The sequence below is a fragment of the Kitasatospora sp. NBC_00315 genome (genome assembly GCF_041435095.1).
Classification (GTDB): domain Bacteria; phylum Actinomycetota; class Actinomycetes; order Streptomycetales; family Streptomycetaceae; genus Kitasatospora.
On the sequence record NZ_CP108025.1, the window covers coordinates 8069707 to 8095964 of the forward strand.

The 26258-nt window shown below is 71.6% G+C and carries 19 protein-coding genes and 2 pseudogenes; 8 read left to right on the forward strand and 13 right to left on the reverse strand.

The window, feature by feature from the left end; genetic code table 11:
* Window positions 1-48: 48 nt before the first annotated feature.
* Window positions 49-1629, forward strand: coding sequence for a GMC oxidoreductase (locus tag OG823_RS33475; protein ID WP_371484114.1), 1581 nt, complete (start codon window positions 49-51; stop codon window positions 1627-1629).
* A 57-nt stretch (window positions 1630-1686) separates the two neighbouring features.
* Here OG823_RS33475 and OG823_RS33480 read toward each other — a convergent pair whose 3' ends face one another.
* From OG823_RS33480 to OG823_RS33495, 4 genes and pseudogenes are all read right to left on the reverse strand, one after another.
* The gene (locus OG823_RS33480; protein WP_371484115.1) at window positions 1687-2706 is read right to left on the reverse strand and encodes a cytochrome d ubiquinol oxidase subunit II; all 1020 of its coding nucleotides are present in this window, start codon (window positions 2704-2706) and stop codon (window positions 1687-1689) included.
* Complete coding sequence (locus OG823_RS33485; RefSeq protein ID WP_371484746.1) at window positions 2703-4124, reverse strand: cytochrome ubiquinol oxidase subunit I; 1422 nt, start codon at window positions 4122-4124, stop codon at window positions 2703-2705. Before OG823_RS33485 ends, OG823_RS33480 begins: the two co-directional genes overlap by 4 nt.
* 67 nt (window positions 4125-4191) lie before the next feature.
* Window positions 4192-5028, reverse strand: a complete 837-nt coding sequence (locus OG823_RS33490) for an SDR family oxidoreductase (RefSeq protein ID WP_371484117.1) — start codon at window positions 5026-5028, stop codon at window positions 4192-4194.
* Between the two features lie 155 nt (window positions 5029-5183).
* Window positions 5184-5366: pseudogene (locus tag OG823_RS33495) on the reverse strand (dihydrofolate reductase); the annotation flags it as partial.
* A gap of 335 nt (window positions 5367-5701) precedes the next feature.
* On the opposite strand from OG823_RS33495, the gene OG823_RS33500 reads away from it, so the two are divergent.
* Entirely contained in the window at window positions 5702-6106 is a 405-nt protein-coding gene (locus OG823_RS33500) for a gluconokinase (RefSeq protein WP_371484119.1), read from the forward strand.
* 32 nt (window positions 6107-6138) lie between these two features.
* Here the strand turns inward: OG823_RS33500 and OG823_RS33505 are convergent, their stop codons facing one another.
* From OG823_RS33505 to OG823_RS33515, 3 genes are all read right to left on the reverse strand, one after another.
* Window positions 6139-7452, reverse strand: a complete 1314-nt coding sequence (locus OG823_RS33505; RefSeq protein WP_371484120.1) for a DUF2254 domain-containing protein — start codon at window positions 7450-7452, stop codon at window positions 6139-6141.
* The gene (locus OG823_RS33510) at window positions 7452-9209 is read right to left on the reverse strand and encodes a cation:proton antiporter (RefSeq protein ID WP_371484121.1); all 1758 of its coding nucleotides are present in this window, start codon (window positions 9207-9209) and stop codon (window positions 7452-7454) included. The genes OG823_RS33505 and OG823_RS33510 overlap by 1 nt, the downstream gene beginning before the upstream one ends.
* Window positions 9210-9448: 239 nt before the next feature.
* The gene (locus OG823_RS33515) at window positions 9449-10402 is read right to left on the reverse strand and encodes a LysR family transcriptional regulator (RefSeq protein ID WP_371484122.1); all 954 of its coding nucleotides are present in this window, start codon (window positions 10400-10402) and stop codon (window positions 9449-9451) included.
* Between the two features lie 137 nt (window positions 10403-10539).
* Here OG823_RS33515 and OG823_RS33520 point away from each other — a divergent pair, with 137 nt between their 5' ends.
* The 3 genes from OG823_RS33520 (at window position 10540) to OG823_RS33530 (ending at window position 12743) form a co-directional block, all read left to right on the forward strand.
* The gene (locus OG823_RS33520) at window positions 10540-11358 is read left to right on the forward strand and encodes an inositol monophosphatase (RefSeq protein ID WP_371484123.1); all 819 of its coding nucleotides are present in this window, start codon (window positions 10540-10542) and stop codon (window positions 11356-11358) included.
* Between the two features lie 41 nt (window positions 11359-11399).
* Window positions 11400-11996: an NADPH-dependent F420 reductase gene (locus OG823_RS33525; protein ID WP_371484124.1), complete on the forward strand. Its 597-nt coding sequence runs from the start codon at window positions 11400-11402 to the stop codon at window positions 11994-11996.
* 276 nt (window positions 11997-12272) lie between these two features.
* A complete protein-coding gene (locus OG823_RS33530) occupies window positions 12273-12743 on the forward strand; it encodes an MSMEG_6728 family protein (RefSeq protein WP_371484125.1) in 471 nt (156 codons plus the stop codon).
* 506 nt (window positions 12744-13249) lie between these two features.
* Here OG823_RS33530 and OG823_RS33535 read toward each other — a convergent pair.
* Together OG823_RS33535 and OG823_RS33540 are read right to left on the reverse strand one after the other, a co-directional pair.
* Entirely contained in the window at window positions 13250-14542 is a 1293-nt protein-coding gene (locus OG823_RS33535; RefSeq protein WP_371484126.1) for a glycoside hydrolase family 6 protein, read from the reverse strand.
* A 124-nt stretch (window positions 14543-14666) separates the two neighbouring features.
* On the reverse strand, window positions 14667-15629 hold the full coding sequence (locus tag OG823_RS33540) for a glycoside hydrolase family 6 protein (protein ID WP_371484127.1): 963 nt from the start codon (window positions 15627-15629) through the stop codon (window positions 14667-14669).
* 394 nt (window positions 15630-16023) lie between these two features.
* On the opposite strand from OG823_RS33540, the gene OG823_RS33545 reads away from it, so the two are divergent.
* On the forward strand, window positions 16024-17058 hold the full coding sequence (locus OG823_RS33545; RefSeq protein ID WP_371484128.1) for a LacI family DNA-binding transcriptional regulator: 1035 nt from the start codon (window positions 16024-16026) through the stop codon (window positions 17056-17058).
* A 364-nt stretch (window positions 17059-17422) separates the two neighbouring features.
* Here the strand turns inward: OG823_RS33545 and OG823_RS33550 are convergent, their stop codons facing one another.
* Complete coding sequence (locus OG823_RS33550) at window positions 17423-18163, reverse strand: TetR/AcrR family transcriptional regulator (protein ID WP_371484130.1); 741 nt, start codon at window positions 18161-18163, stop codon at window positions 17423-17425.
* A 157-nt stretch (window positions 18164-18320) separates the two neighbouring features.
* Between OG823_RS33550 and OG823_RS33555 the strand changes: the two genes are divergently transcribed.
* Window positions 18321-19847: an FAD-dependent monooxygenase gene (locus OG823_RS33555; protein WP_371484132.1), complete on the forward strand. Its 1527-nt coding sequence runs from the start codon at window positions 18321-18323 to the stop codon at window positions 19845-19847.
* A 471-nt stretch (window positions 19848-20318) separates the two neighbouring features.
* On the opposite strand, the gene OG823_RS33560 is transcribed toward OG823_RS33555, so the two are convergent.
* Window positions 20319-20714, reverse strand: coding sequence for a transglycosylase SLT domain-containing protein (locus OG823_RS33560; protein ID WP_371484133.1), 396 nt, complete (start codon window positions 20712-20714; stop codon window positions 20319-20321).
* A gap of 916 nt (window positions 20715-21630) precedes the next feature.
* Between OG823_RS33560 and OG823_RS33565 the strand changes: the two genes are divergently transcribed.
* Window positions 21631-23304: an ISL3 family transposase gene (locus tag OG823_RS33565; RefSeq protein WP_371484134.1), complete on the forward strand. Its 1674-nt coding sequence runs from the start codon at window positions 21631-21633 to the stop codon at window positions 23302-23304.
* Between the two features lie 184 nt (window positions 23305-23488).
* Here the strand turns inward: OG823_RS33565 and OG823_RS33570 are convergent.
* Window positions 23489-24646 (reverse strand): annotated as a pseudogene (locus OG823_RS33570) (IS110 family transposase).
* 339 nt (window positions 24647-24985) lie between these two features.
* Window positions 24986-26251, reverse strand: a complete 1266-nt coding sequence (locus OG823_RS33575) for a cellulose-binding domain-containing protein (RefSeq protein WP_371484135.1) — start codon at window positions 26249-26251, stop codon at window positions 24986-24988.
* Window positions 26252-26258 lie beyond the last annotated feature (7 nt).

Genomic DNA, 26258 nt, shown 5'->3' on the forward strand with positions numbered 1-26258 from the left:
GGCAGTTGCCGGCCCACCCCGCACCCACCCACGATCCGAGGCGACCCCGTGGCAGGAACCGAACACTACGACGTCATCGTCATCGGCACCGGAGCGGGCGGCGGCACCCTCGCCCACCGCCTCGCGCCGACCGGCAAACGCATTCTCATCCTGGAACGCGGCGGATACCTCCCCCGCGAGCGGGACAACTGGGAGTCCACCGCCGTCTTCGTCAAGGGCAAGTACCGGGCCCCGGAGTTCTGGTTCGACAAACACGGCGACCGGTTCCCGCCGGAGGTCAACTACTACGTCGGCGGGAACACCAAGTTCTACGGCGCCGCGCTCTTCCGCCTGCGGCCCGAGGACTTCGGCGAGATCCGCCACCACGGCGGCCTCTCCCCGGCCTGGCCGATCCGCTACGAGGACCTGGAGCCCTACTACACCCAGGCCGAACACCTCTACCTCGTGCACGGCCAGCACGGCGAGGACCCCGGCGAGGGGCCGGTCAGCGCCCAGTACAGGTACCCGCCGGTGCGGCACGAACCGCGTATCCAGCAACTCAGCGACGACCTGGAGAAGCAGGGACTGCACCCGTTCCACCTGCCGATCGGCGTCAACCTCACCCAGGACGCCACCGGCGGCGCGGCCCACGGGAGCGTGTGCATCCGCTGCAACCGGGTCGACGGGTTCCCGTGCCTGGTGCAGGGCAAGGCCGACGCCCAGGTCATCTGCGTCGACCCGGCGCTGGAGCACGACAACGTCACGATGGTCACCGGGGCGAACGTCCGGCGGCTGGAGACGGATGCCGGCGGTCGCACGGTGACCGAGGTGGTCGCGGAGCTGGCGGACGGTTCCACGGCCCGTTTCCGGGGCGACATCGTGGTGGTGGCCTGTGGCGCGGTCAACTCCGCCGCACTACTTCTGCGTTCGGCGAGCGACCGGCATCCGGACGGGCTGGCCAACAGCTCCGGCGTGGTCGGCCGCCACTACATGCGGCACAACAACCTCGCGCTGATGGCGGTCTCCAAGGAGCCGAACGACACGCAGTTCCAGAAGACCCTGGCACTGAACGACTGGTACCTGGGCGCCGACGACTGGGAATTCCCGCTCGGCGGCATCCAGATGCTCGGCAAGTCCGACTCCGACCAGATCAAGGGCGAAGCACCCCGTTGGGCCGGACTCGCCTCACCCGACATGCCGTTCGAGGTGCTGGCCCACCACGCGGTGGACTTCTGGCTGTGCGGTGAGGACCTCCCGCACCCCGACAACCGCGTCACCCTCGACGGTGACGGCGACATCCACCTCGCCCTGGACGAGAAGAACAACACCGAAGGGCTGAAGCGCCTGCAGCACAAGCTCCAGAAGATGCTCGGGCAGCTGGGCATGCACCCCCACCACCTGCTGCCGCACAGCCTCTACCTGCACAAGGGGATGCCGATCGGCGCCACCGCGCACCAGGCCGGCACCGTCCGCTTCGGAACCGACCCGCAGACCTCCGCGCTCGACGTCGACTGCAAGGCCCACGACCTCGACAACCTGTACGTCGTGGACACCAGCTTCTTCCCGAGCATCGGCGCGGTGAACCCGTCCCTGACCGCCATCGCCAACGCGATGCGGGTCGGCGACCGCATCGCGGAGCGCCTTCGCTGAGCCCACCCGCCGGGCGTCCCGCTGACCGTGCCGTCGAAGGCGGCACGCTCAGCGGTGTCAGCTCGCGACGTCGTCGTCGGTCAGCGGCTCCAGGACGCCTCGCGTGTCGAGCCGGTAGAGCACGGTCACGGCCGGCCCGATCAGCACGAGCGCGACGAGCGACACGATGAGCATCCACCGCAGGGTGCCGCTCGCACCGACGGCCTGCTGGACGGTCAGTGAGGTGGGCACCAGGTAGGGCCGCTGGGCGACGCCCCAGGCGGCGACCGCCAGGGCGACGGCTGCCACCGCGCTGTACCGGGCCCAGCCCAGGGCGGGCCCGCCGACCAGGACGACGGTGACTGCTCCGGCCGCCACCGACAGCAGGACGAGGAGCAGCCCCCAGCCGTGGGTGAGGCCGTGGTGCACGTACGTGGCGTCGTCGGTGGTCACGGTCAGGCCGATCGCGCCGACGACCACCAGCGCCGCGACGGCGATCCGGGCGCGCAGCCGGAAGTAGCCGACAAGGGCGTGGGCGCCGAAGCGGCGGGCGTCCGCGGTGAGGAAGACGGCGCCGAGGACGGCCGTCGCGCAGACGGCGAGCAGCCCCGCAGTCACGGAGGTGGTGTTCGCCCAGGCGTCGGCGGAGGCGGTGGTGCCGGGGGAGACCCGGCCGGAGGCGACGCTGCCGATGACGGTGCCGAGGAAGAACGGGGTGAGCAGGGAGGCGACGGCGAAGACGGCGCCGTAGACGCGTCGTGCGGCGAGCCGGCGGGTGGGCTTGCGCAGGGCGAACCCGGCGCCGCGCAGCACCATGCCCACGGCGGCGAGCGCCAACGGCAGCCACAGCGCGGTGAACACGGTCTGGAAGAACTCCGGGAAGCCGGTCCACATGAGCACCAGGACGAAGACCAGCCAGACGTTGTTGACCTCCCAGACGGGGGCCATGGCGTGGTCGATCAGCCACCGCGGGCGCCTGCCGCGCTCGGCGCCGCCGGCCAGCAGGTCCCAGAAGCCGGCGCCGTAGTCGACGCCGCCGCCACAGGCGTAGGCGACGATCGCCAGCAGCAGGACCCAGGACAGGATGTCGGCCGTCACCCGGTGCCTCCAGGAGTGTGCCCGGGGCCGGGGTCGGCAGGCGGCGGGTGCGCCCCGGCAGCGGCGAGTTCGGGGCGCGGTCCGTAGGGGGTGTCGCTCTCCGGACTCTCCGCGGCGGCGGCGGGGCCGGCCTGGGCCAGGCGCCAGCGGGTACCCATCTTGAGCAGCACGGTGAGGAACGCCCCGAAGACGAGGACGTAGACCACCACGACGACGGCGAACATCGTCCACAGGGAGGCCGCGCGGGTCGGTGTCACCGCCTCCGAGACCCGCATGTTCTGGTAGACGATCCACGGCTGGCGTCCCACCTCGGTGGTGATCCAGCCGCACTCGACGCAGAGCACGCTGGCGACGCCGGCGAGGGCGGCGCAGCGGAAGAACCAGCGGGACTTCGGCAGGTCGCGGCGGCGCCACCAGCACCAGGCGTACCAGAGGGCGAGCAGAATGAGGACGCTGCCGATGGTCGCCATGATGTCGAAGGCCCAGTGCACGATGGTGGCCTGGGTCGCGGTGGGGCGGTCGTCGGCGGCCACCGCGTTGAGGCCGGTGACCTGCGTGTCCGGTTTGAACCCGGCGAGGATGGAGTCGAGTTGGGGGATCTTCAGGCCGCCCTTCACGCTGCCGTCCTCCTGCAGGCGGCCGAACAGGTACTCGGGGACGTGGGTGTCGGTGTCCCAGACGAGTTCGGCGGCGGCGAACTTGATCGGCTGCTTGTGGAAGACCTGCCGGGCGATGTTGTCGCCGAGGAAGAACTGGACGGGTGTGAGGATCGCCGCGACGGTGAACGGGACGGTGAAGCCGAGGCGGTGGTAGCGGTCGCGGCGCCCGCGCAGCCAGCCGACCGCGTAGACCCCGGCGACGACGTACCCGGCGGTGAGGAACATCGCGACGGTGAAGTGCCAGTACTCCGGCCCGAACATCGGGGTGAAGACCGCCTGCCGGACGTCGACGTTCACCGGGTTGCCGTCGGCGTCGAGAGTGAAGCCCTGCGGGGTGTTCATCCACGAGTTCGCGGCGATGATGCCGAACGCGCCCAGCAGGGCGGCGAGCGGCAGCGGCACCGCGAGCCAGAAGTGCGTCCACGGTTTCAGCCGGCGCCAGCCGTAGAGGTAGATCGCGATGAGGACGGCCTCCAGGAAGAAGGCCCACGCCTCGACGCCGAAACCCAGGCCGAAGACGTCGCCCCACCGGCCCATCATGCCGGGCCACAGCAGGCCGAACTCGAAGGACAGCACGGTGCCGGTGACGACACCGACGGCGAACTGCACGGCCATCACGGCGGACCAGCGCCGGGCCAGCAACATGGCGGTCGGGTCGCCCTTGCGCAGCCCCCGGTGGTGCATCACCAGCGTGATGAACGGCAGCGCCACCCCGAACGGCACCAGCATGATGTGGGTGGCCAGGGTGAACGCCATCATCTCGCGGGCGGGCAGGAGCTGCGCCGGAGCGCCGGCGAGGAGCTGTGTCGCGGTGTCCACCTGCGGGTCAGCCTCCGGTCGCGAAGCCGGGAAAGAGCGTCATGCCGCCGTCGACGTAGATCGTGGTGCCGACCACGTAGTCCATGAGGTCGGAGGCGAGCACGGTCACGGCGTGGGCGATGTCGTCGGGGTCGCCGACCCGGCGGTAGGGGATCAGCTTGAGCAGGTCGGCCTCGGCCTCGGGGGTCTCCCAGGCGTCGCGGTTGATCGGGGTGCGGATGGCGCCGGGCGCGACCGCGTTGACCCTGATGCCCTTGGGGGCGAGCTCCTGCGCGAGGGTTTGCATCATCATGAGGACGCCGCCCTTGGACGCCGCGTAGTTGGCGTGGCCGGACCAGGGGATGATCTGGTGGACGGAGCTCATGCAGACGATCTTCCCGGCCGCGCGGGACACCTCGGGGACGACGCCCCGGCGCACGAACTCCTTCGCGGCCTCGCGCGCGCACAGGAACTGCCCGGTGAGGTTGACCTCCAGGACCTTGTTCCACTGGGCGAGCGTCATCTCGGTGCTGGCGGCGTCGCGCTGCAGACCGGCGTTCGCCACCAGGACGTCGATCGTGCCGAACTCCGCGACCATGTGCGAGACCATGGCGACGACCTGCTCCTCGTCGGCGACGTCCGCCTCGTGCGCGTACGCCCGCACACCGAACGACCTGATCTCCTCGACCACCTCCTCCGCCGCCTCGCGGCCGAAGACGTAGTTGACGACGACGTCGGCGCCGGCCCGGCCCAGTGCGATCGCGGTGGCCTTGCCGATACCCGAGTTGGCGCCGGTGACCAGCGCCTTCTGGCCGCGTAGCAGGGATGGTAGGTCGAGCCGCCGCGCGTCCGAGGCCGAGGCCATGGTCGTCTCCCGTCGTAGGTTCCCGTTTCGTAACCGCAGGCACCGTGCCCGGGTGCGTCGCGTGCCCCGGGAGAGGCTCGCCGCGCCTTCGGCCATCCGGCGCAGCGATGTCCCTCGGACGGCGTGCCGCCCGGTCGCCGACGCCGGACGCGGCCTCAGCCGGCAGGCCCGGTGACGACGTTGGCCAGGGGTTCACCCGCGAGGAAGCGCTCCAGCCGGCTGCGGATCAGGCGCGACGCGCGCGGCAGGAACGCGGAGCCGTGCCCGCCCACGTGCGGGCTGATCAGGGTACGGGGGGCGCGCCAGAGCGGATGGCCGGCGGGCGGTTCTGGAGGCGTAGCGCCCCGGCCGTCCCAGACGACTGCCATCAGGTCGGCCGTACCCACCTGCTCGGGCGGGTACGGAAGGAGGAGGGCCGATGACCCGGCGGGTACGGCGGACGGGTGGCTCATGGGCCGATCCCAGCAGTTGCAGGGCGCTGCCGCGATTCTCCGGGCCGGCCGTCCCGTCCGGCCTCCCCCCTTCGGCGGCCCCGGCGGCCTGCCTCTGGGCCGTCCGGGTGCACCGGTCCGCGCGCGCGGCGGCGGATGAACCGGATCCGCCCGCCGGTGCGGGAAGGTGTCGCGGGGGCCGTCCCCCGGGGGAGGACCGGGGGAGGACCGGGAGGAGCGGGATGGGGACAGCGGTGTCGGCACCGACGGTGGTGGTGGTGATGGGTGTCGCCGCCTCCGGCAAGAGCACCCTGGGGCGCCTGCTTGCGCGCCGCCGGGGAGTTCCGTTCGCGGAGGGCGACGACCTTCACCCGGCCGAGAACATCGCCAGAATGTCGGCCGGAGAGGAACTCGACGACGAGGACCGCGCGCCCTGGCTCCGTGCTCTCACGGCCCGGATTCGCAGGATCGACCGGCGGGCCGGTCACTTCATGCCGGCCGCCCTCCTCGGCTCCCAGTACGACGCGCTGGAGCCGTTGCGGGTCGGCGAGCCGGGGCTGACGGTCGATGCCGTCTCCGGCCCCGAGGTGATCGTGGAGGTGGCCCAGGCCGCTCTCGTGGACTTCGAGGTTCGGGGGCGACGCTGAGCGCTGCCCGGTGGCCGGGCGCGGCAGATGCGCTATGGACCGGGCTCGTCGGACGCCGGGGCCTCGGGGGCTGCTCGCCCGGGACGTCGTCCCCCGATGCCCTGGGGGTCGGCCGTGCGGGCAAGGGTGCGGCGGGGGGCATCGCCGAAGCCCCGTTCGACTGCGTCGTCGAGGAGGACGAGTTCGGCGCGCAGTGCGGGCCCGTAGGAGTCCGGCAGTGCCGCGAGGAGGCCCTGGAGGAGGGCCCGCAGGCGTCGGCAGACCTGGACGGAGGTCGTGCCGTAGTCGCGGATCTCGGTGAGGGCGAGTTCCAGGTACTCCTCCCAGGAGCGGCCGGGGAGCACGAGGCGGGGTCGCCCGTGGTCGTCGGCGAGGACGTAGTGGTCGCGGAGTCCGATGCGACCGACGGTGTGCAGGAACGTCTCGATGTGGTTCAGGACCTGGACGGCGGTGGTGGGGTCGTTGACGGCGGGGGAGAGGGCGCGGATGGCGATGTCGACGAGGATGCGCAGGGCGAAGGCCGGGTCCTGTTCGATGGTCCGCTCCGCGCCGAGGGCGAGCAGGCCGGCCACCCGGTGCGGGTCGGGCATGTCGGTACCGCCGTGGACCTCGACGACGGCGGCGCCGGGCGGCACGAAGTCCCCGACGGAGGCGGCGAGGACGAGGACGCAGTCGTGCCGCGTCGCGAGCGCGAGCATGCCGGGTGCGTCGAACGCCTGGACGACACCGCCGCGTTCCGCCCGTACCAGGGTCACCGGGCCGTCCGTCGGTGGCGTCCCGCCGGGTGCCGCGGTGCTCCGGACGTGTGCCGCCGCGTGGTCGAGGACCTGTTCGCCCTGGCGTCCGACGATGTCGGCGATGGCGACGGGGCGCAGGTTGTGGGTGAAGCGGTTGAGGTAGATCAGCAGGAGCAGGAGGCTCACGGAGACGGCGACACCGGCCAGGGTCACGCCGAGGTTGGGCACCGAGTCGGTCTCGATGGTCCGCAGCAGCGTGTACGCGAACGCGAAGGTGCCGGTGAAGGTGGCCAGTACGGCCTTCTGCAGCCGGTCGCGGTACCAGAGCCGCATGTAGCGCGGGGAGAGCGTGCCGGTGGCCTGCTGGATGACCAGGACGCCGATGGTGACGACGAATCCGAGCAGCGCGATCATCGAACCGACCACCGAGCTGAGGACGGTGCTCGCGGTCGACGCGGAGTAGTCCCAGCTCTTCGGCAGCCACGACGCCCCGTCCACGGCCGTCGCCGCCTCGGCGAGGGCGACGCCGAGGGCGAGCCCGAACAGCGGGACGATCCACAGGCTGGCCTTGGCGTACTGCCGCAGCCGGAACCGGGCGGCCCAGGACATCACGCGGGGCCCAGCAGGACGGCGGTGTCGCTCGGCATCGGGGTGATCGCCCTCGTCTCGGTGACCGGGTCCAGGCGGCCGTCGGGGCGGACGACGAAGAGGACGTCGTGGCCCGGCGGGACGGGTACGGTGCCGGGTTGCAGCAGGAAGCGGGCGCCCCGTCGGTAGCGTGCCGCCAAGAGGTGCCGGACGAGTGGCCGGCCGAAGAGGATGTCGCCCCCGGTGTAGGGGGCGACCACGCCGTGGCTGTCCTGGGGCGGTCCCACCCGGTAGACGGGCCCCTGGACGTTGTCCTTGACGACGACGGAGGCGAGGGCGTTGAAGTCGTCGTCGTCGGTGAGCAGGAACACCGCGGTGACGCCCTCCAGGCGGGCCCGGGGGTTGGTAGCGGTCGCGAGCATCTCCCCGTGGGCGAGTTCGATGCCGGCAGCGGTGATCCGCTCGCGTTCCTCGTCGAGCCCGGCCCACATCAGTACGTCGAGTCCCGCGGCCTCCAGCGCCTTGCCGAGGCCGATCACCCACGGGTCGCCGCCGACGAGCAGCGGCCGGGTCCGGCTCGGCCGGACGACTTCGAGCCGGCGGGCCACGGGTGCGGCGGTCAGTGCGTAGAGCAGGACCGTTCCCACGATGACGAGGAAGGTGATCGGGAGGATCTCGGAGGCGCCGGGCAGTCCCTTCTCCACGAGGGTGGCGGCGAAGGCGGACGCGGTCGACGCGGCGACGATGCCCCGTGGCGCCATCCACCCGATGAAGCCGCGTTCGCCCGCCGTCAGGTCGGAGCCCCGGGCCGAGGCGAACGCGACGAGCGGCCGGACGATCAGGACGAGGACGGCGATGAGAACGAGGGAGGGGACGAGCACGGGCGTCACGGAGGCGGGGGTGACGGCGGAGGAGATGGAGATGAACAGAAGGCCGATGATCAGCTGGACGAGTGTCTCCAGGAAGGGCCGGCGGGCCGGCATGTCCAGGCCGGGCAGGTTGGTGACGGCGAGTCCGGTGACGATGGCGGCGATGAGGCCGGTGTCGTCGCGGGCGATGTCACAGCCCGCGGAGACGAGGATCACCGTCGCCAGCTGGGCGAGGGTGCCGAGGGTCTCGCCGAGCCGCAGCTTGCGCAGTGCCAGCCAGAGGAGGGCGGTGCCGACGGCGCCGCCCGCGACACCGACGCCCATGCTGATCAGGAACTGGCCGATCTGGTAGCCCCGGCCGATGTCGATCCGGCCGGTCGTCGCGATGGCGTGGAAGACGATGGCACCGAGGATGCCGCCGATCGGGTCGGTGAGCGTTCCCTCCCAGATGAGGATGCGTCGCAGCCTGTCGGTCGGCCGCACGTATTCGAGCAGGGGGCCGACGACGGTGGGGCCGGACACGACCAGGATCACGGCGATCATCGCGGCCACCCGCAGGGGGATGTCGAACAGGGCCGGGCCGATGGCGGAGACGGCGAAGAAGGTGATCAGGATGCCGATGACCAGCAGCTTGAGCACGATCGCGCGGGTGCGGCCGGTCAGGTTGCGCAGGTTCAGTCCGAGGCCGGCGTCGTAGAGGATCACCGCGACGGACAGGGAGACCAGCGCGGGGAAGTCCGGTCCGATGAGCCGTCCGGGGTGGATGACGTCGGTCAGGGCGCCCGCGGTGAAGCCGACCGGCAGGAGGATGATCAGGGCGGGGACACGCAGCTTGTTCGCCAGGATCTGCGAGCCGGTGGCGAGAGCAACGGTCAGGGCGATACCCAGGAGGATGTCCTCACCGGTCATGGAGTCGTCCTCCCTCTGACGTTGTGCGCCCGTGGGATTCAACCGCGTGGACGGTCCCCGTGCTCGCCGATCGCGGTCGGACACGGCTTCCATCACCCGATCGGCCCTGCGGAAGTTCCTCCCGCCGACACAACGATGCGCACAGCGTCTCCGTGAGGTTCAGATCCCGGCGTCCTGACCGCGAGTTCAGGCAGGTCGGACGGGCCGTCGCCGGGCCGAGTGCGAAGGCTCCGCGTGCGTCAAAGTGGCCGCGTGGATGTGCGGGTGGAGCGGCCGGACGGCGCGGGCGATGAGGCGCCGGACATGGTCAGCGTGGTGCGCGCCAGCCCGCGCAGCCAGGCGTGGGCGTGGTCGGTTTCGTAGCGCTGATGCCACGACAGGTACACGGATGCCGAGGGCAGTTCGAGTGGCAGGGGGAGCACGACCATGCCGAGGTCGGTGACCGCGGAGCGCGTGGTGGCTTCGGGGACGCTGACCAGGAGATCGGAACTGCGCGCGAACTCCAGCGCGGCCGCTTCGGTGGGGGCGGTCGCGACCACGCGGCGGCTGAGGCCGAGCCGAGCGAGGGCGTCATCGAGGGCATTGCTGACGTTTCCACGTCGAGAGACGGTGACGTGTTCGGCGGCGGCGTACTGCTGCGCGGTGACGGTTGTGACGCGGGTGAGGGGATGCCCCTGCCTCACGGCGATGACCAGGCGGGTCTCGCCCACGTTCTCGGCACGGATGTCAGGTGCGCTCGGACGGTTGGCGTTCGCCTCCAGGTCGACCTCGCCGCGCCGCAAGCCGGGGGTGTCGGTGCTCGATTCCGCGACGAAGCGCAATCGCACGCCCGGTGCCTGCCCGCGCACTGCCGCGAGCAGTGCGGGGCCGCTCAGGGCGACCAGAGAATCGTGCCAGCGGAGTGTGAAGGTGCGCTCCAGCGTCGCCAGATCGAGTTCACGGCTCGGTGCCAGCACGCCCTGGACCTGGTGCAGAAGCTCGTGCACCTGCCCCCGGACGGCGATCGCATACGGCGTCGGTGTCATCGTCCGGCCTGTGCGCACCAGGATCTGATCCCCGGTCGTGTGCCGGATCCGGCCGAGGCTCCGGCTCATCGCGGGGGCGGTGACATGAAGGCGCGCGGCCGCACCGGCCACGCTGCCCTCCTCCAGCAGGGCGTCGAGCGCGGTGAGCAGATTCAGATCCAATTGCATGTGAGTAACTCTAAGCGTTCCTGACATGCATTTGAAGTTAATGAAGGGGCTGCCTATCTTCGAGACGAGAGCGCACGACGGAACGCACCAGGTCCGCCCGACCGGCCTCATCCCCCTCCTCAGACAGGAGCACCGCCATGTCCGAATCGCTTCAGACCACCGACCTCGCCGCCTCCGACGCCGACCTGCTCACCCGGACCGCGATCGCCTTGCGCGCGGCCGGCTCCGCGCTGCGCGAGCGCTACGGTGACGTGGTCCGCCACCGGACCCGCGAAGAGCTGATGCGCGCGCTCGCCGCCAACGACGACGCCGTCCTCGACATCCTGCGCCCCCGCCTCACGCACCTGCGCCCGCAGGCCGGCTGGGTGGAGGACGAGCTCGACGGCGGGGCACTGCCGCCCGGAGAATGGTGGGTCGTGGATCCGGCCGAGGGCAACGTCAACCACCTGCACGCCCTGCCGGAATGGGCGGTTACCGCCACCCTCGTGCGCGACAACCGGCCGGTCCTCACCGCGGTCCACCTTCCGTTGACCGGCGAGACCTACACCGCGCTCACCGGCGCGGGCGCCCATCTCGACGGCCGGCCGCTGCACGTCTCCCCGACCACGGACCTCGGCCTGAGCATCGTGGCCACCAGCCAGGCCCGGCCCGACGAGGACGAGAAGGTCGTGCGACGCGTCGGATCCGCGATCACCGCGATGCTCCTCGACGCGCTCGTCGTGCGCACCGCCGTGCCCGCGACCCTGCACCTGGTGAACGTGGCCGCCGGCCGGATCGACGGCTTCTGGCAGTTCGCCGGCGCCCGCGCGGACCTGCTTCCCGGGGTGCTGCTCGTCACCGAGGCGGGCGGACGGATCTCCGACGCGGAGGGCCGCCCCTGGACACCGCAGAGCGAAAGCTTCCTCGCGACCGCGCCCGGCGTCCACGCCGAGGCCCTCGCCACGCTCGCGCGCTGACCGCACATCACGACTCACCCGTACGGAAGGACCACCTCCTCATGACCACGATCGCAGTTCTCGGAAACGGCCGCGTCGGCGGCAACCTGGCCACAGCCCTCACTCGGGCAGGACATCAGGTGACGGTGGCGGACCGCTCGCCCGGAGCCGCCTCCCGCGCTGCCCGGACAGCCGAGGTCGTCATCAACGCCACCCCGGGCGCCGGCTCGCTGGAGCGGCTCGTCGCCCTGCGCGAGGAGCTACAGGGCAAGATCCTCCTCGATGTCTCCAACGCCACCGTCGACGGACCGGACGGACTACCCGCCGACCTGCTCTACCCCGGCTCGAGCCTCGCCGAGCAACTCCAGGAAGCACTGACCGAAACGCACGTCGTCAAGGCACTCAACACCATGCTCTTCCCAGTGATGACCGCACCGGCCATACTCACCCAGGCGCCGGACGCCTTCCTCTCCGGCGAGAACCCGCAGGCCAAGCAGACCGTCCGCGAACTGCTCACCGACCTCGGCTGGCGCACGGAGTGGATCACCGACCTCGGCGGGATCCAGACCGCCCGCGCCACGGAGGCCGCGATCCTGTTCGTGCCGCACGTGATTCGGTCCAGCGGATTCACGCCCTTCGCGATCTCGATCGCCCGCTGACAGCGGCCAGTTGGACGGGCGAGAGCCCGGGACGCGCGTCTCGCGGGTACCAGCCGGCGAAGTCCTCGTCACACCACAGCCCGTGCTCCGGAACCGGCCGTGCGCGGGCGCCACCCGCACCTCGTTCCGCGGGGCAGGGATCGGCGGGTGCGCCCCTGCCGTCGCCCCTGCCGTCGCCCCTGCCGTCGCCCCTGCCGTCGCCCCCGCCGTCGCCCCCGCCGCGGGCGATGCCCGGGGCCGCGCGCGGAGCCCGGGTCGGACGGGCACCATGGGCGTGTGCAGACCTTCCTGCCTTTTGCGGATTTCACCGCGTCCGCCGCGGCGCTCGACCAGCGGCGGCTCGGGAAGCAGCGGGTGGAGGCCCTCCAGGTGCTGCGGGGGCTCATCGTCCCCGGCTACGGGTGGCGCCACCACCCGGCGGTGCGCATGTGGACGGGGTACGAGGAGGCGCTCGTGCGCTACGGGCTGGAGATCTGCGGGGTCTGGACCGCTGAGGGTCGCCGGGACTCCTGCGCGGTCTCTCTCGCCGAGGGCCTGCGCTCCTGCGGGCAGGGGCCTGCGCGGTCGCAGAAGGAGTTGGCTCGCGCGGGAGAGATCCCGCCGTGGCTGGGGACGGACGCCTTCCACCGCAGCCACCAGTCCTCACTCGTCCGTAAGGACCCGGGCTTCTACCGGTCCCGTTTTCCGGGCGTGCCCGACGACCTGCCCTACGTCTGGCCCGCTTCGGACCGCGGTCGGCACGCCTGACCCGCGAGCGACGGCGGCGCCCGAGCGTCGCGTCATGGGCGGAGACCGCGGCCGGGCCGCCCCCGGTGACCTCCCGGTACGGCCCGGCCGGACGGCTCGGAACCGAAGGCGGACCCCGACCGTGCCCGCGGCGCTCCGGGCCCCACCCGGCCGGACGAACCGGAGTAGCACCGCCAGGCATGGTCGGGGCCCGGGGTCGGTCCCCACCTGGGCGAGTGGGTCAGGCACAGCACCGCCTGGCCGACTCGCCCGGGCGAGGGCCGACCTCCCGTGCCCCGGCCGGATCGATCCGGTGTTCTCCCACCGGATACCCCGGAGCACCCCCGGCCCCTCTCCGAGAGCGGACCCCCTGCACCCGGACCCCCTGCACCCGGATCTCCCCTACCTGGACCCCTGCACCCGGATCTCCTCCACCGAGAAGGTCGCTCCGGGAAGGTCGTACCCGGAGCGGGGCGCGGACCGGCAGGTGCCGGTGATCCGCTCCGGTCCCTCTCCGGGGCGGGCGGTCAGCGCAGGTTGAGATTGAAGGTCAGCGCCGGGACGGCGTTCCGGACGAGGGACGCCGCCTGGTCGGCCCACCAGGCGCCGGCGGCGGGGTCCACGACGCCGTACTCGGGGTCGACGGTGCCGCCGGGGATGCTGCGGTTGCACTGGCCGTCGGACTGGCCCACGGTCTTGACCCAGAGGAAGGCGTCCACCAGCGGGACGCCGGTGTCGGCGGTGGGTCGGGCGCCGATGCCGCGGTCGGGTGCGTTGCACCAGGTCTGCGGGTCGCCCGTGTACTTGCCCGGGGGCGGGGTCCACGCGCCGCGGCCGTTGCGGCTGGTGTCGACGACGAAGTGGGTGAGCTGGTCGGTGGGCGGGGTGCCGGCGTTCTGCTGGAACCAGTCGTCGGTCCAGTGCCAGGTGGTCGCGTCGTCCGGGTCCACCGCATGACCCGGCTGTCCGTCGTTCGGGGCGTTCGGGGAGTAGTACTGGCCGGCGCACCAGTCGGCGTGACCGTTGGCCCAGGCCGGCCCCTTGGTGGCGAACCAGAGGCAGTCGGAGACCCAGGTGCCGTAGTGGGTGTTCAGGTCGGTGGCCAGGTTGTTGGAGACGTTGAGCGAGAACCCCTGGGTGCGGGCCACGCCGGCCTGGATCAGACGCTGGGCGATGTCGCCGACGCTCCTCCAGTGGCTGTTGCCCGCGTCCAGGTAGACGGAGGTGCCCGGCTGTCCTTCGAGGGCGTCGATTGCGGCGTTGAGGTCGCCGATGCGGCCGGAGGTGAGGGCGCCGGTGGGATCGGAGTCGGGGCCGCAGTCGGAGGGCAGGTTCGCGAGGCCGTCCGGTTCCAGCACGACGACGGCCTTGCCGTTGCCGATGCCCTGCGCGAAGGCCTTGATCCACGCCTGGTACTCGGCGTCGGACTGCGCTCCGCCGGCGGAGTACAGCGAGCAGTCGCGCAGCGGGATGTTGTAGGCGACGAGCGAGGGGACGGTGCCGGTACGCCGGGCGTCCCGCATCAGCTTCTCCACCTTGCTCCTGACCTCGGCGGGGGTGCCGCCGGTGAACCAGGTGGCCTCCGGCCAGCTCGCCAGCTTCGCCATCGTCGCGGCGCCGGCCAGGTCGTGGTTCTTCAGGTCGGTGACGGCCTGGTGGGCGGCGTCGCTGTCGGGGTCGACGTGGAAGCGGGTCCCGGCGGGCAGGGTGTGGTCGGCGGCCGTCGGCGGTGCGGGTGCGGCCGTGGCGGGGGCGGCGAGGCCGAGTACCAGCGCGACGGCGGCGGCGGGGAGCACGGTTCTGGGCAGGCGGTGTGTCATCAGGTTCCTCGGGCTTCGGGGTGCGGTCGAAGGTAGTGGCGGGAGGCCCGGCGCGCCGGGTACGGGTCGTGGCGCGCCGGGCCGGGCTGTGCGGGTGGCTGCGGCCTTCAGCCGTGGGAGGGGCTCAGTAGCCGTAGATCATCTTGTAGGCGACCTCGGGGAGGAACTGGCCCGCGGCCGAGCCCGCTCCGACGCCGCAGTTGCCGTCGGACTCGCCCGGAGCCTTGATCCACAGCAGCATCTCGGCGCCACCGCCGAGCTGGGTGGGAGTGCCGGTCTTCCGGCCTGCGGGGTTGCACCAGGTGCCGTTCGAGCCGTTGCCGTTGCGGCTGGTGTCGACGGTGAAGGGCTTGGTGTAGCCGTAGGAGGACTTGAGGGTCGAGTTGACCGAACCGGCGTAGGCGGTGTTCTCGGCGGTGGTGTAGAAGTTGGAGACGTTCAGGGAGAAGCCGTGGGTGCGGCTGAGGCCGGCGGCGTTCAGGTGCTGGGCCATCGTGGACGAGCTGATCCAGCCGGGGTTTCCGGCGTCGAGGTAGACCCAGGTGTTCGGGGCCTTGTTGTTGAACTGGGTGATGGCGTTGTTGAGCAGGGCGTTGCGGCTGGAGATCTGGGCGGACGTCATGCAGCTCTGGTCGCCGAGCGCGTCGGGTTCGAGGACGACGACGGCGGGACGGCTGCCGATGCCGCTCGCGAAGGCCGCGATCCAGGTGTCGTAGGCGGCGGCGGATCCCGCGCCGCCGGCGGACTGGCCGCCGCAGATGTCGCGGTCCGGGATGTTGTAGGCGACCAGGACGGGCAGCTTGCCCGCGGCCTGGGCCGCGCCCACGTAGGCGCCGGTGGCGGTGCCGATGGTGCCGCTCCAGTTGCCGAACCAACGGGCCATCGGCTTGGCCGCGATGGAGGCGCTGATGGCGGCGGCGCGTCCGTCGCCGGGGTTGGCGGCGGCCCACGCGGCAGCGCTGCTGCCGGGGTCCACGTAGAAGCCGTTGGTGCTGGACACGGGATCCGCGTGCGCGGCGGTGGGGGCCGCGAGCGCGAGCGGAAGGGCGAGCAGGATCGCTGCGGTCAGACGGGTGGGCCTGCGCATGGTGGGGCCTCTTCTCGGGTGGGGGATCGCCGTGCCGCCGCGTTGGGGGCGGCGGGCGCGACGTCGGGCGGGACGCGGTGGTGGTGGCCCGGAGCGTCGGGGGCAGTCGGCGGACCGGCCGCAAGGACCGGCCGCTGAGTGCGTCCAGCGCCCAGGTGGGACGCCCGGGAATGCCTCTTGTGGAAGCGCTTCCGGTTGGATTCGAGCGAACATCCGCCGCGGGGCAATCGTGAAGCCGCCTTCCAGCCCGTGTCAAGACGCCGACGGCGCTTGCTCTTCACGAGGAGGGCTGATCCTTGTACTGTCCAGATATGGAAGCGCTTCCGGTTCGGTTCGGCCGGATTCCCACCGGGGCGCTACCCTCCTGAAGGTACCGAGACCGGAGTGAACTGCCGTGACAGACGAATCGACGCGCCGACGGCCCACCCTGGACGAGGTGGCCGAGCGGGCGGGTGTCTCCCGGACCGCGGCGTCGCGGGTGCTCAACAACGCACCCCACGTCAGCCGCGACAAACGGGAGGCCGTCCAACGCGCGATCAGGGAGATGGGCTACGTGCCCAACCCCACCGCCCGGGCACTCGCGACGCAACAGGCCGGCGCGGTGGCCCTCATCGTGGCGGGCGACGATCCCGCGGTCTTCGCCGACCCGTTCTTCGGCCAGGTCGTCGCCGGCGCCACCACGGTACTGGAGGAGACCGACCTCCACCTGGTGCTCTGCCTGGCCACCTCCGCCCGGGGACAGCAGCGTGTGCGCCAACTGCTGCACACCCGCGCCGTCGACGGCGTCATGCTGATGGCCCTGCGCGAGGACGACCCGCTGACGAGGCTCGCTCAGGACGCGGGCATCCCCGCGGTCTTCGGCGGACGACCGCTGGGGCAGGACGTCCCCTCCTTCGTGGACGTGGACAACGCCGGAGGCGCCCGGACCGCCACCGAGCATCTGATCTCACTCGGCCGCACCCGCATCACGATGATCGCCGGCCCACTGGACACGCACGTCGGCCGGGATCGCCACCGCGGCTACCGCGAGGCCCTCACCCTGGCCGGGCTCGCCCCCCACGGTGAGGAACCCGGCGACTTCACCGAACTCAGCGGGATCAGCGCCATGGACGCACTCCTGGCCCGGCACCCGGACACCGACGCCGTCTTCGCCGCCAACGACAACATGGCGGCCGGCGCACTGAGAGCGCTGCGCCGCGCCGGCCGCGCCGTTCCTCGCGACGTCGCAGTCGTCGGCTTCGACGACCTGCCGGTCGCCGAGGTGTCCGATCCGCCGCTCACGACGATCCACCAGCCCATCCAGGCCCTCGGCCGGGAGATGACACGGATGCTCCTCGCCCTCGTCGCCGGCCGGGACCCGAGTTCGCTGATCCTGCCGACCCGGCTGGTCCAGCGCGAATCCACCGTGCAGACCGGCGGCCAGGGCTGATCCCGACCTCCGACGGCGGCACGACCCGGCGAGGCGGGCACCCCCCCGCCCGGGCGAGGTCCCGGTCGGGAGCGCCCGCCGTCCTGACGGGGCGAGCGCCACCGCCCGTCGGCCCGCCCGTCGTTGCCGCCCACGATCGCCACCCGAGGGTCTCGCAGCCGACGGCCGGCGCCGAATCCTCGCGCATGGGCGGGGGATCGAGCCGTCGCGGCGGCTCCGGGAGCGGCGGTGCGCACGCCGAGCGGCACAGCGGCGATGGTGAGTACGAGGCCCGTGCGGCGATGTGGACCTGCTGCGCAGCGTGGTGGTGGTGTTCACCGCCTGCGCCACCGTCGGTCGGCGAGCTTGCTTCGGCCGGACGCAGTCAGGCGGGGCGGCTGAGGGCGGTGATGCCGGCGAGGATGAGGTCGATGCCCGTGAGGAACTGTTCCCGGTCGTCGTGCCGGCGCATCTGGTCGCTGATGTCATGGAGGAACGGATAGTCGTCCGGGTCGAGGCTCTGCCACGCCCTGGAGGCGGAGTCGAGGAACTCGGCGCGCTCTGCATCTGCCTGTGGAGCCGTGCCTTCGCGGGAGGCACCGGGGGGCTGGGCGTTCTGGCTGGTGGCACCGAGGATGTAGTGGACCAGCGTCGAGGTCGTGGCGAACCATGTGCGTCGCGGAATGCCCAGGGTGCGCACGTGCCGGCCGATGCTCTCGAAGACCCGTGGTGTCACGGCTCCCCAGGGGTTGCGGGTGATCTGCACGGCGAGCTGGGTCGCGAGCCAGGGGTGATCGGCGACGGCGTCGTACAGGCCGAGGGCGGCGGCGCGGATCTCGGCCCCGCCGGTACCGGCGGCCCCGGGAGCCGCCGCGGGTTCCTGCGGGGCGGGGAAGGCGGGAAGGGCGGCGGCGACGACGCTCCCGGTCGCGGCCTGCAGCAGATCGCCCATGGTGCCCACGTGGTGGTAGATGGCCCCGGACCCGGTGGACAGGCGCTCGGACAGTGCGCGGACCGTCAGGGCCTCCTCCCCGGCCGTGTCCAGCAACCCGACCGCCGCCTCGATGATGCGCTCGCGCGACAGCACCTGCCTGCGCCTTCGTGACTGGGGTGCCTGTGTGCTCATGCCCTCATCCTGCCAGGCTTGGTGCGCTGCTCCAATATGGAGTACCGTTCCAATATTGGAGCAGTGCTCCAAGCCCCCAGCTCCGGGTCTCACGGAGCGGGTCCTGGCTCGACGAGCCCGGCCAGGCCGGGAGCCCGCGAATTGGAGGAGAGTCCACATGCACGACGTGGTGATCGTGGGGGCAGGGCCGGTGGGCCTGTTCCTCGCCGGCGAACTCGCCCTCGCGAACTGCTCGGTCCTGGTGCTGGAGAAGGACCCGCAGGCAGCCTCACCGTTCAAGGCGCTCCCGCTGGGGATGCGTGGCCTGAACGCCGGGTCCGTCGAGACGTTCTACCGCCGCGGGATGCTCCCCCGACTCCTGGACGCCTCGCGCGCCGACCCGCGGCAGGTCGGCGCGCACCCCGACGCGCACGAGCCGCCCGCGCCCCGCGACGTGAGCCACTTCGCGGGCATACGCCTGGACGCCGCCGACATCGACACCGGCGCCCTCCCGTCCCGGCTGCCCGGCCCGGCGATGGAGGGGATCATGACCAGCCTCGAAGCGGTCACCGGCGTCCTTCAGGAGCGGGCGACCGCGCTCGGCGCACGGATCGTGCGCGGCGCCCCGCTGGAAGCCGTCACCCAGGACGACGGCGACGGCGTCCTGGCACGGGCCGGCGGACACGACTACCGGGCGCGCTGGCTCGTGGGCTGCGACGGCGGGCGCAGCACGGTGCGCCGGCTGGCCGGCTTCGACTTCGTCGGCACCGAGCCCCTGTTCACCGGCTACGTCGCCCGCGTCACCTTCGACGACCCGGGCAAGCTGGAGCCGGGCTTCAACCTGACAGCGACCGGCATGTACCTGCGCACGCCCTTCGAAGGGCACCTGGGCATGATGGACTTCGACGGCGGCGCCTTCGACCGCTCCCAACCGCTGACCCGCGAGCACCTCCAGACGGTCCTGCGCCGCATCTCCGGCACCGACGTGACGCTGAAGGAGGTCCACCTCGCCTCCAGCTTCACCGACCGCGCCATGCAGACCAGCACCTACCGCAACGGCCGCCTCCTGCTCGCCGGCGACGCCGCCCACATCCACTCCCCGCTCGGTGGCCAGGGACTCAACCTCGCGATCGGCGACGCCATGAACCTCGGCTGGAAGCTCGCCGCCACTCTCCACGGCACCGCCCCCCACGGCCTGCTCGACACCTACACCACCGAACGCCACCCCGTCGGCGCCGCCATTCTCGACTGGTCACGCGCACAGGTCGCCACGATGAAGCCCGGCCCCAACGCTCCGGCCCTTCAACAGCTGGCCCACGACCTGCTGCGCACCATCGACGGCACCACCTACGTCCATCGCCGAACCTCCGGGCTCGCCCAGTACTACGATCTGGGCAGCGACCAGCCGGCCGTCGGCTTCACCGCTCCGGACTTCCGCTTCGGCGACAGCAGCCACCTGGGCGACCTGCTGCGCCAAGGGCAGGGCGTCGCCCTCGACTTCACCGTCGACCAGCGCCTGCGGGAAACCGCGGCCCGCTGGAAGGACCGCATCCGCTACGTCCCCGGCCCGGTCGCCGACGACCTCGGATTCGGCGCTCTGCTGATCCGGCCCGACGGCGTCGTCGCCTGGGCCGAGGGGCACGCCCCCGGCCCGGAGACGTTCCAGAACGCCGTCACCCGCTGGTTCGGCGAACCCATCGCCTGACCGGGTGCGCGCGCCGCAGCGACCGGCGCCTCGGCGCGCCGTCCTACCCCGGGCTGACACCTGGGACTTGTGACGATCCCGGATCCCTCGTACGACCGGGAGATCACGTGATCTCCGATGACCACCCCACCCAGGCCGAGACGAACAAGGATGTGGTCCGCCGCTTCTACGAAGCCGCCCTGCGTTGTTGATCATGTTCGACGGACTTCACGACATCGACTGGTCGCAGATGCGTCGTTCCTACTCACCGCGGAGGAGGTGCGTCTGCCGCTGTGCACGCTTGCCTCCTCCGGCAAGGACCGCACGTCTGGATTCACCGCTGGTCGAGGGCCACGACTGACGGCCTGGTGGTACGGGTCGAGGCGGCCCGGCACGGGGTGGTGTGCCGGGCCGCCTCGTGCGCCCTTGGGTTCCCTGTCCGGCGCCTGGGGCGCTGGGGGTGTGGTCCTGGCCGGTGGGGTGGGGTGGTTTTTAGTACCAGTGGTGGGTCTGCCAGAAGGTCCAGGCGGCGTTGGGGCTGCCGTAGCGGGAGTCCATGTAGCCGAGGGCCCACTTGATCTGGGTGCTGGGGTTGGTCTTCCAGTCGGCGCCGGCGGAGGCCATCTTGGAGCCGGGGAGGGCTTGGGCGAGGCCGTAGGCGCCGGAGGAGGCGTTGGTGGCGTGGATGTTCCAGCCGGATTCGTGGGTGATGATCTGGTTGAAGGAGGCGAGTTGGCCGGCGGGGACGATCTGGGCGGCGAGGGTCTGGGGGGAGGCGGTGGCGGCGTTGGCGGTGGCGGGGAGCAGGCCGGCGCCGAGTGCGGTGAGGCCGGCGGCTCCGGCGAGAACGGCGGCGGAGGTGCGCATACGAAGCTTGAAAGCGGGCATGAAGAAGAAGACCTCAATCGGGTTGGGCCGCGTCCCGTCCGTTGGTGACCGTGAGCCGGACAGGGGCTCGAAGGGTCTCGGGCGGGATGCGGCGGTAAGCCTGCGCCTGGCGGACAGGGCCGGCGCGGCCATCGACTCCGCAATTGTTAACGCGACGCGACGCCCCGGCCAAGACCCCCCACTACGACGACGGCGCGTAGCAGCAGCCGCGGACCGGGCCCCGACGGCCGGCGCACCGGGCGGTCCTCCAGTACTCGTCGCCGCCGGGGGAGCGCCGTCGACCTGCGACAACAGTGGACTGCGCCGGTCGGGAACGCCGACGGGGACGCGGCGCGGGTCTCGTCGGTGACGGCTCCTACCGAGCGTCGTAGTGCCCTTCGGTCTGTGAGGACCCTCACCGCGCCGCACCCGCCCATGTCACCCGAAGCGTTCACCGCTTGAACCCGCAGTGAGCCGATCGCCCCCTCGTGACCACCCAGGGGTAACCGCCCAGCCCGTCTTCGAAACGACCCGGTCGGTCGGGGGAACACCCCGACGCCGTAATCGCATGGCGGGCCGAGGACGCCCGGGAGATCGATGCGCACCGGCGGCAGGATGCCGGGCGCGAGGGTGGCACCCGCTGGGGAGGGCAAGCACAGGAAGAGTGGCAGCCGGATCCCGGCGGAGCCGTTCGCCATCGCAGGGTCCCGGACCGCACGCGCGTCCGGGACCTGAGTGCCGGGCACCCGCCGACGACCAGGACGGCACCAGCCCGCCGGGGGGGTGCCTCTATGTCCTTCGTCAAGGACGTGGTGCCGGATTTGGTGTTGTTTGGGGTGGTCATGCGGCGAGGGCGACGGCTGGGGTTCGGGACTCGTAGAGGGTGCCGTCGCGGAGCATGGCGAACAGGACGCTGATTGTCGGCGGCGGTTGAACCGTGGTTCTGGATCACTTTCCGTGCCAGGGCCACGGAGGGTCACCGAAGCCGCGATCATTAACCCTCGTGACCGACGCGCTCCTCCAAGACCTCTGGTTCCACCGAGCCGACGACGTCGTGCTCAACACCATCGCCATCCGAGACGAGCTGGTGACCGTCCAGGCCGCCGCAACGACCGGCCGGGCCGAGTGCCCGGCCTGTGGAACCACCTCGACGCGAGTCCACAGCCGGTACGTACGCCGTCTGGACGATACGGCGGCGGGCCAGCGGCGTGTGGTCATCGAGTTACAGGTCCGACGGTTCCGGTGCTGCCAACAAGCCTGCCCGCAGGCGACGTTCGCCGAGCAGGTGCCCGGTCTGACTTTCCGTCACGGGCGGGGGAGCCAGGGCCTGCAGACCGCTCTCCAGCACGTGGCCCTCATGCTCGCGGGCCGTGCCGGCGCCCGGCTGGCGGACGTGCTCGCTGCTCCGGTGAGCCGGTCGACGCTGCTGCGGCTGATACGAGCCCTGCCCGAGACCGCGCCGACGACGCCACGCGTTCTGGGCGTTGACGAGTTCGCACTGCGCAAGGGGCACGTCTACGCGACGATCCTGGTCGACATCGAGACCCGCCGCCCCGTCGACCTGCTACCCGACCGCACCGTCGAGACCGTCTCCCGCTGGCTGGCCGCCCACCCCGGCGTCCAGGTGATCTGCCGCGACCGCTCCGCCGCCTACGCCGAAGCCGGACGACTCGGCGCCCCCGGCGCGATCCACGTGGCAGACAGGTGGCACATCTGGAAGAACCTCGCCGAAGCCGTCGAGAAGACCGTCGTCCACCACCGGGCACTGCTGTACGAACCACCCGCGACAGCCGCCGATCACCCGGCACTGTCGGCAGACGGCCCGCTGCCCGAGCCGACCGAAGCCGGTCCTCGCCGCACCGGGCGCCTGTCCGATCGCGTCCGCGAACAGCACGCGGCCGTCCACGCGCTCATGAAGACCGGAGTGGCGCTGCGCGAGATCGCGCGCCGCCTGGATCTGGCCCGCAACACCGTCCGCCGCCTGGCCCACGCGACGGACCCCGACGAACTGCTGGTCGGCAAGTGGACGGGCCGCACCAGCATCCTCGATCCCTACAAGCCCTACATTCACCAGCGGTGGACCCAGGGCTGCACCGTCGCCCGCCGCCTGTTCGAAGAACTCCGGGAACGCGGCTATCCCGGCGGTGAGCAAGTCGTCAAGGCCTACGTGCGCAAGCTGCGGGAGGCCTTCCCGCGCGCCGATCCGCCCCGCAGGAAGCCCTCGACCAGGGACGTGACCAGCTGGATCACCCGCCACCCCGACAGCCTCGACGAAGACCAGACCCAGGGGCTCAAGGAGGTCCTGGCACGGTGCCCTGCTCTGGACCGCACCGCCCAGCACGTCCGGGCGTTCGCCGAGTTGATGAACAACCGCCACGGACGCCAGCTCACGGACTGGATCGCACACGTGCAGGCCGACTCGATCCCGGCCCTGCACACCTTCACGGCCGGCCTGGGCCAGGACCTCGACGCCGTCATCGCCGGTTTGAGCCTGCCTTACAGCTCCGGCGCCGTCGAAGGCCACAACAACAAGATCAAGATGCTGAAGCGCCAGATGTTCGGCCGCGCCAACTTCGACCTCCTACGCAAACGCGTCCTCCACGCCGCATGATGCCGGTCGTTGCGGCGGCCTGGACGGTCACCAGCTCGTCTCGGATGGCGATGGTGTTGAGCACGACGTCGTCGGCTCGGTGGAACCAGAGGTCTTGGAGGAGCGCGTCGGTCACGAGGGTTCATGATCGCGGCTTCGGTGACCCTCCGTGGCCCTGGCACGGAAAGTGATCCAGAACCAGTTTTCACCCGTCGCCGAGACTGATGCGTTGGCGGGCGAGGCGGAGGAGGGCCTGGGTGTGGGTTTTGCCGCGGGCTCGTTGCTTGTCGTAGTAGGTGCGGGAGGCGGGGTCGGCGTTCATGCAGGCGAAGGCTGAGAGGAACATGGCGCGTTTGAGCTGCCGGTTTCCTCCTCGGGGTGCGTGTTCTCCGTGGATCGAGGTGCCTGACGACTTCGTGGTGGGGGCGAGGCCGGCGTAGGAGGCGAGGTGGGCGGCGGTGGGGAAGCTGGTGCCGTCGCCGACGGTGACCAGCAGGACGGCGGCGGTCCTGACGCCGACGCCGGGCATCGAGGTCAGGACCGGGTGAAGAGGGTGGGCCTCCAGTAGGGTGTTGATCTGGGCTTCCAGGGCCCGGCGCTGTTCCTGGACGGCCGCGAGTGAGCGGGCCAGGGAGGGCACGACGATGTCGAGGGTGCCGGTGCCCGGGACGACGACGGTCTGCTCGTCCAACGCGTCGAAGACGTCGTTGATCAGCCGCTGGGCCATGCGCGGGGCCTTGGGCCGGATGAGTTCGATGAGTCTGCGGCGGCCGGCTCTGCGCAGGGCGGCCGGCGAGCCGTGGCGTTCAAGAAGCCAGGTGACGGCCTGGTGGTCGAGGCGGGGGCCAAGGACGCGCTCCAGGCTGGGGTGGAACTGGGTGAGCAGGCCGCGTATCCGGTTGGAGGTGCGGGTGGCCTAGGCGGCGAGGTCCTGGTCGAAGCCGGTCAGGACGGTGAGTTCGGCGGTGATCTCGTCGGTGAGTTCCAGCGAACGCAGGGTGTGCGGCAGGGTGCGGCCGGCGTCCGCGATCACGGCGGCGTCCTTGGCGTCGGTCTTGGCCTCGCCGGGGTAGAGGTCGGCGATCCGGCGCATGGCGAGGCCGGGCAGGTAGGCGACTTTGCAGCCCGCGTCTCGCGCGACGGTCAGTGGCAGGGCGCCGATCGAGGCGGGCTGGTCCACGATCACCAGGACGGTGCCGAACTTCGCGGTCAGCTTGTCGAAAACGGCTCGCAGCTTCGGCTCGCTGTTGGGCAGCTGCTTGTCGAAGACCTTCTTCCCGGCCGGGGTGAGCCCATGACCGTGATGAGTACTCTTGCCGACGTCCAGGCCGAGGAACACGCCCACGTCTTCCGTATCGAACATCGCGCCCCTCCAGGCGAGTTGAACCGGCTGGCCTCGGCGTGGGTGTCGTGCGCGCGCATCCACGTTATGCAGACCTGCCGCCCGCGGACTGTCCGGCGTTGCGCCGGACCGGACGGTGGCCGGACCTCTCATCAGCGTCTCCGACGGCACCTCCCGGGCCCGGTGACACCACCCCCCAGGTCATCTGTTCGACAGGAGGACACAGTCATGCCGGGCCCGGAGGCCAGCGGCCCTCTTGCAGGACCGCGAAAAACATAACGGGGGGGGCGAAGCCCACCGGTCGACGAGAGCGGACACCCCGGAGCACGCGGGCGCAGTCCCAGCCGTGGCGACGGCCGTTCAGCAGGCGAGCGGAGAGGAGCCCAGGGCCACGTCGTCGTACCAGAGCGTGTCGGCGCCGTTGCCGTAGGCCTCCCAGCCGAGGTCCAGGGTGATCGGCCGCGGAGCGGTGGTGCGGCTGAGCCACTGCTGGTCGACGTCCGCGGTGGGGACGCCATCGTCGTGCAGGCCGGGCACCTGCTGATCGTTCAACCAGGTGTCCATGGACTGCTTGGTGGTGTCCACGGCGAAGCGGATGCAGACCCACTGGTTCACCGGCAACGGCACGCTCTGCGCGACACCGGTCGGGCTCTGCGCGGGCAGCGTGGCGTCGTCGGACTCGCGGTTCCACTGAAGGGCGCCGTTCTGGCCGCCCAGACGCAGGTGCTTGTTGCCGTTGTCGGCGTCCTCCATGGTGACCATGGCGATGTGATCGGTCGGCAGCGCGGTGGTGTGGCGCGCCCAGTACCGGACGTAGACCACGGGGCCGACGGAGGAGATGTCCTTGGTGGTGGCCGCGAACACGTGGTTGCAGTAGCCGGCCTGGCCGTTGATCCGCAGTGAGCGGCTGCCGCTGTGGGCGGCCGAGGTGTCGACGGTCACGGTGCCGCTGCCCGAGCAGTCGGGGGCGGCGACGGTCCAGTCACCGGTCAGGCTGCTGCCGCTCTGATCCTCGAAGCCCGAGCAGACCACGGCCCCGGAGCAACCGGCGCCTCCGCCGGCGGTTGCGGTGGCGGTGGGCGTGGGGGGCGGGGTGGGCGGGGACGTCGTGGTGGTGGGGGTAGGAGTGGGGGTGGGGGTAGGAGTGGGGGTGCTGCTCATGGTGGGCGTCGGGGGCGTGGTGCCCGAACCGGTCTGGCAGGAGGCGCCGTTGAAGGCGAAGTCGGTGGGGGTCAGGTCGCCGCCCGACCAGGTGCCCTGCAGCCCGAAGGCCACCGAGCCGCCACTGGCGACGGCCCCGTTGTAGCTCAGGCTGCTCGCAGTGACGGTAGTGCCGCTCTGGCTCACCTGCGCATTCCAGGCCGAGGTCACCTGCCGGCCGGCGGCGAACGTCCAGGTCAGCTTCCAACCACTCACCGCCGCACCAGAGTTGGTTACCGATACCTGCGTGGTGAAGCCGCCGGTCCATTCGTTGTTCGTCCATGAAACCTGGCAGGCCGCGCTACCCGCGCCCCAGGCCGAGCGTTGGCCGAACCCGGCCAACAGCCCGAGGACCACCACGAGCACGGCGAACACCGCCCCCCGGCCGCGCCGGCCGCCGTGCGCTCTCGCTTCGCTTCGCACCATGCCGAAC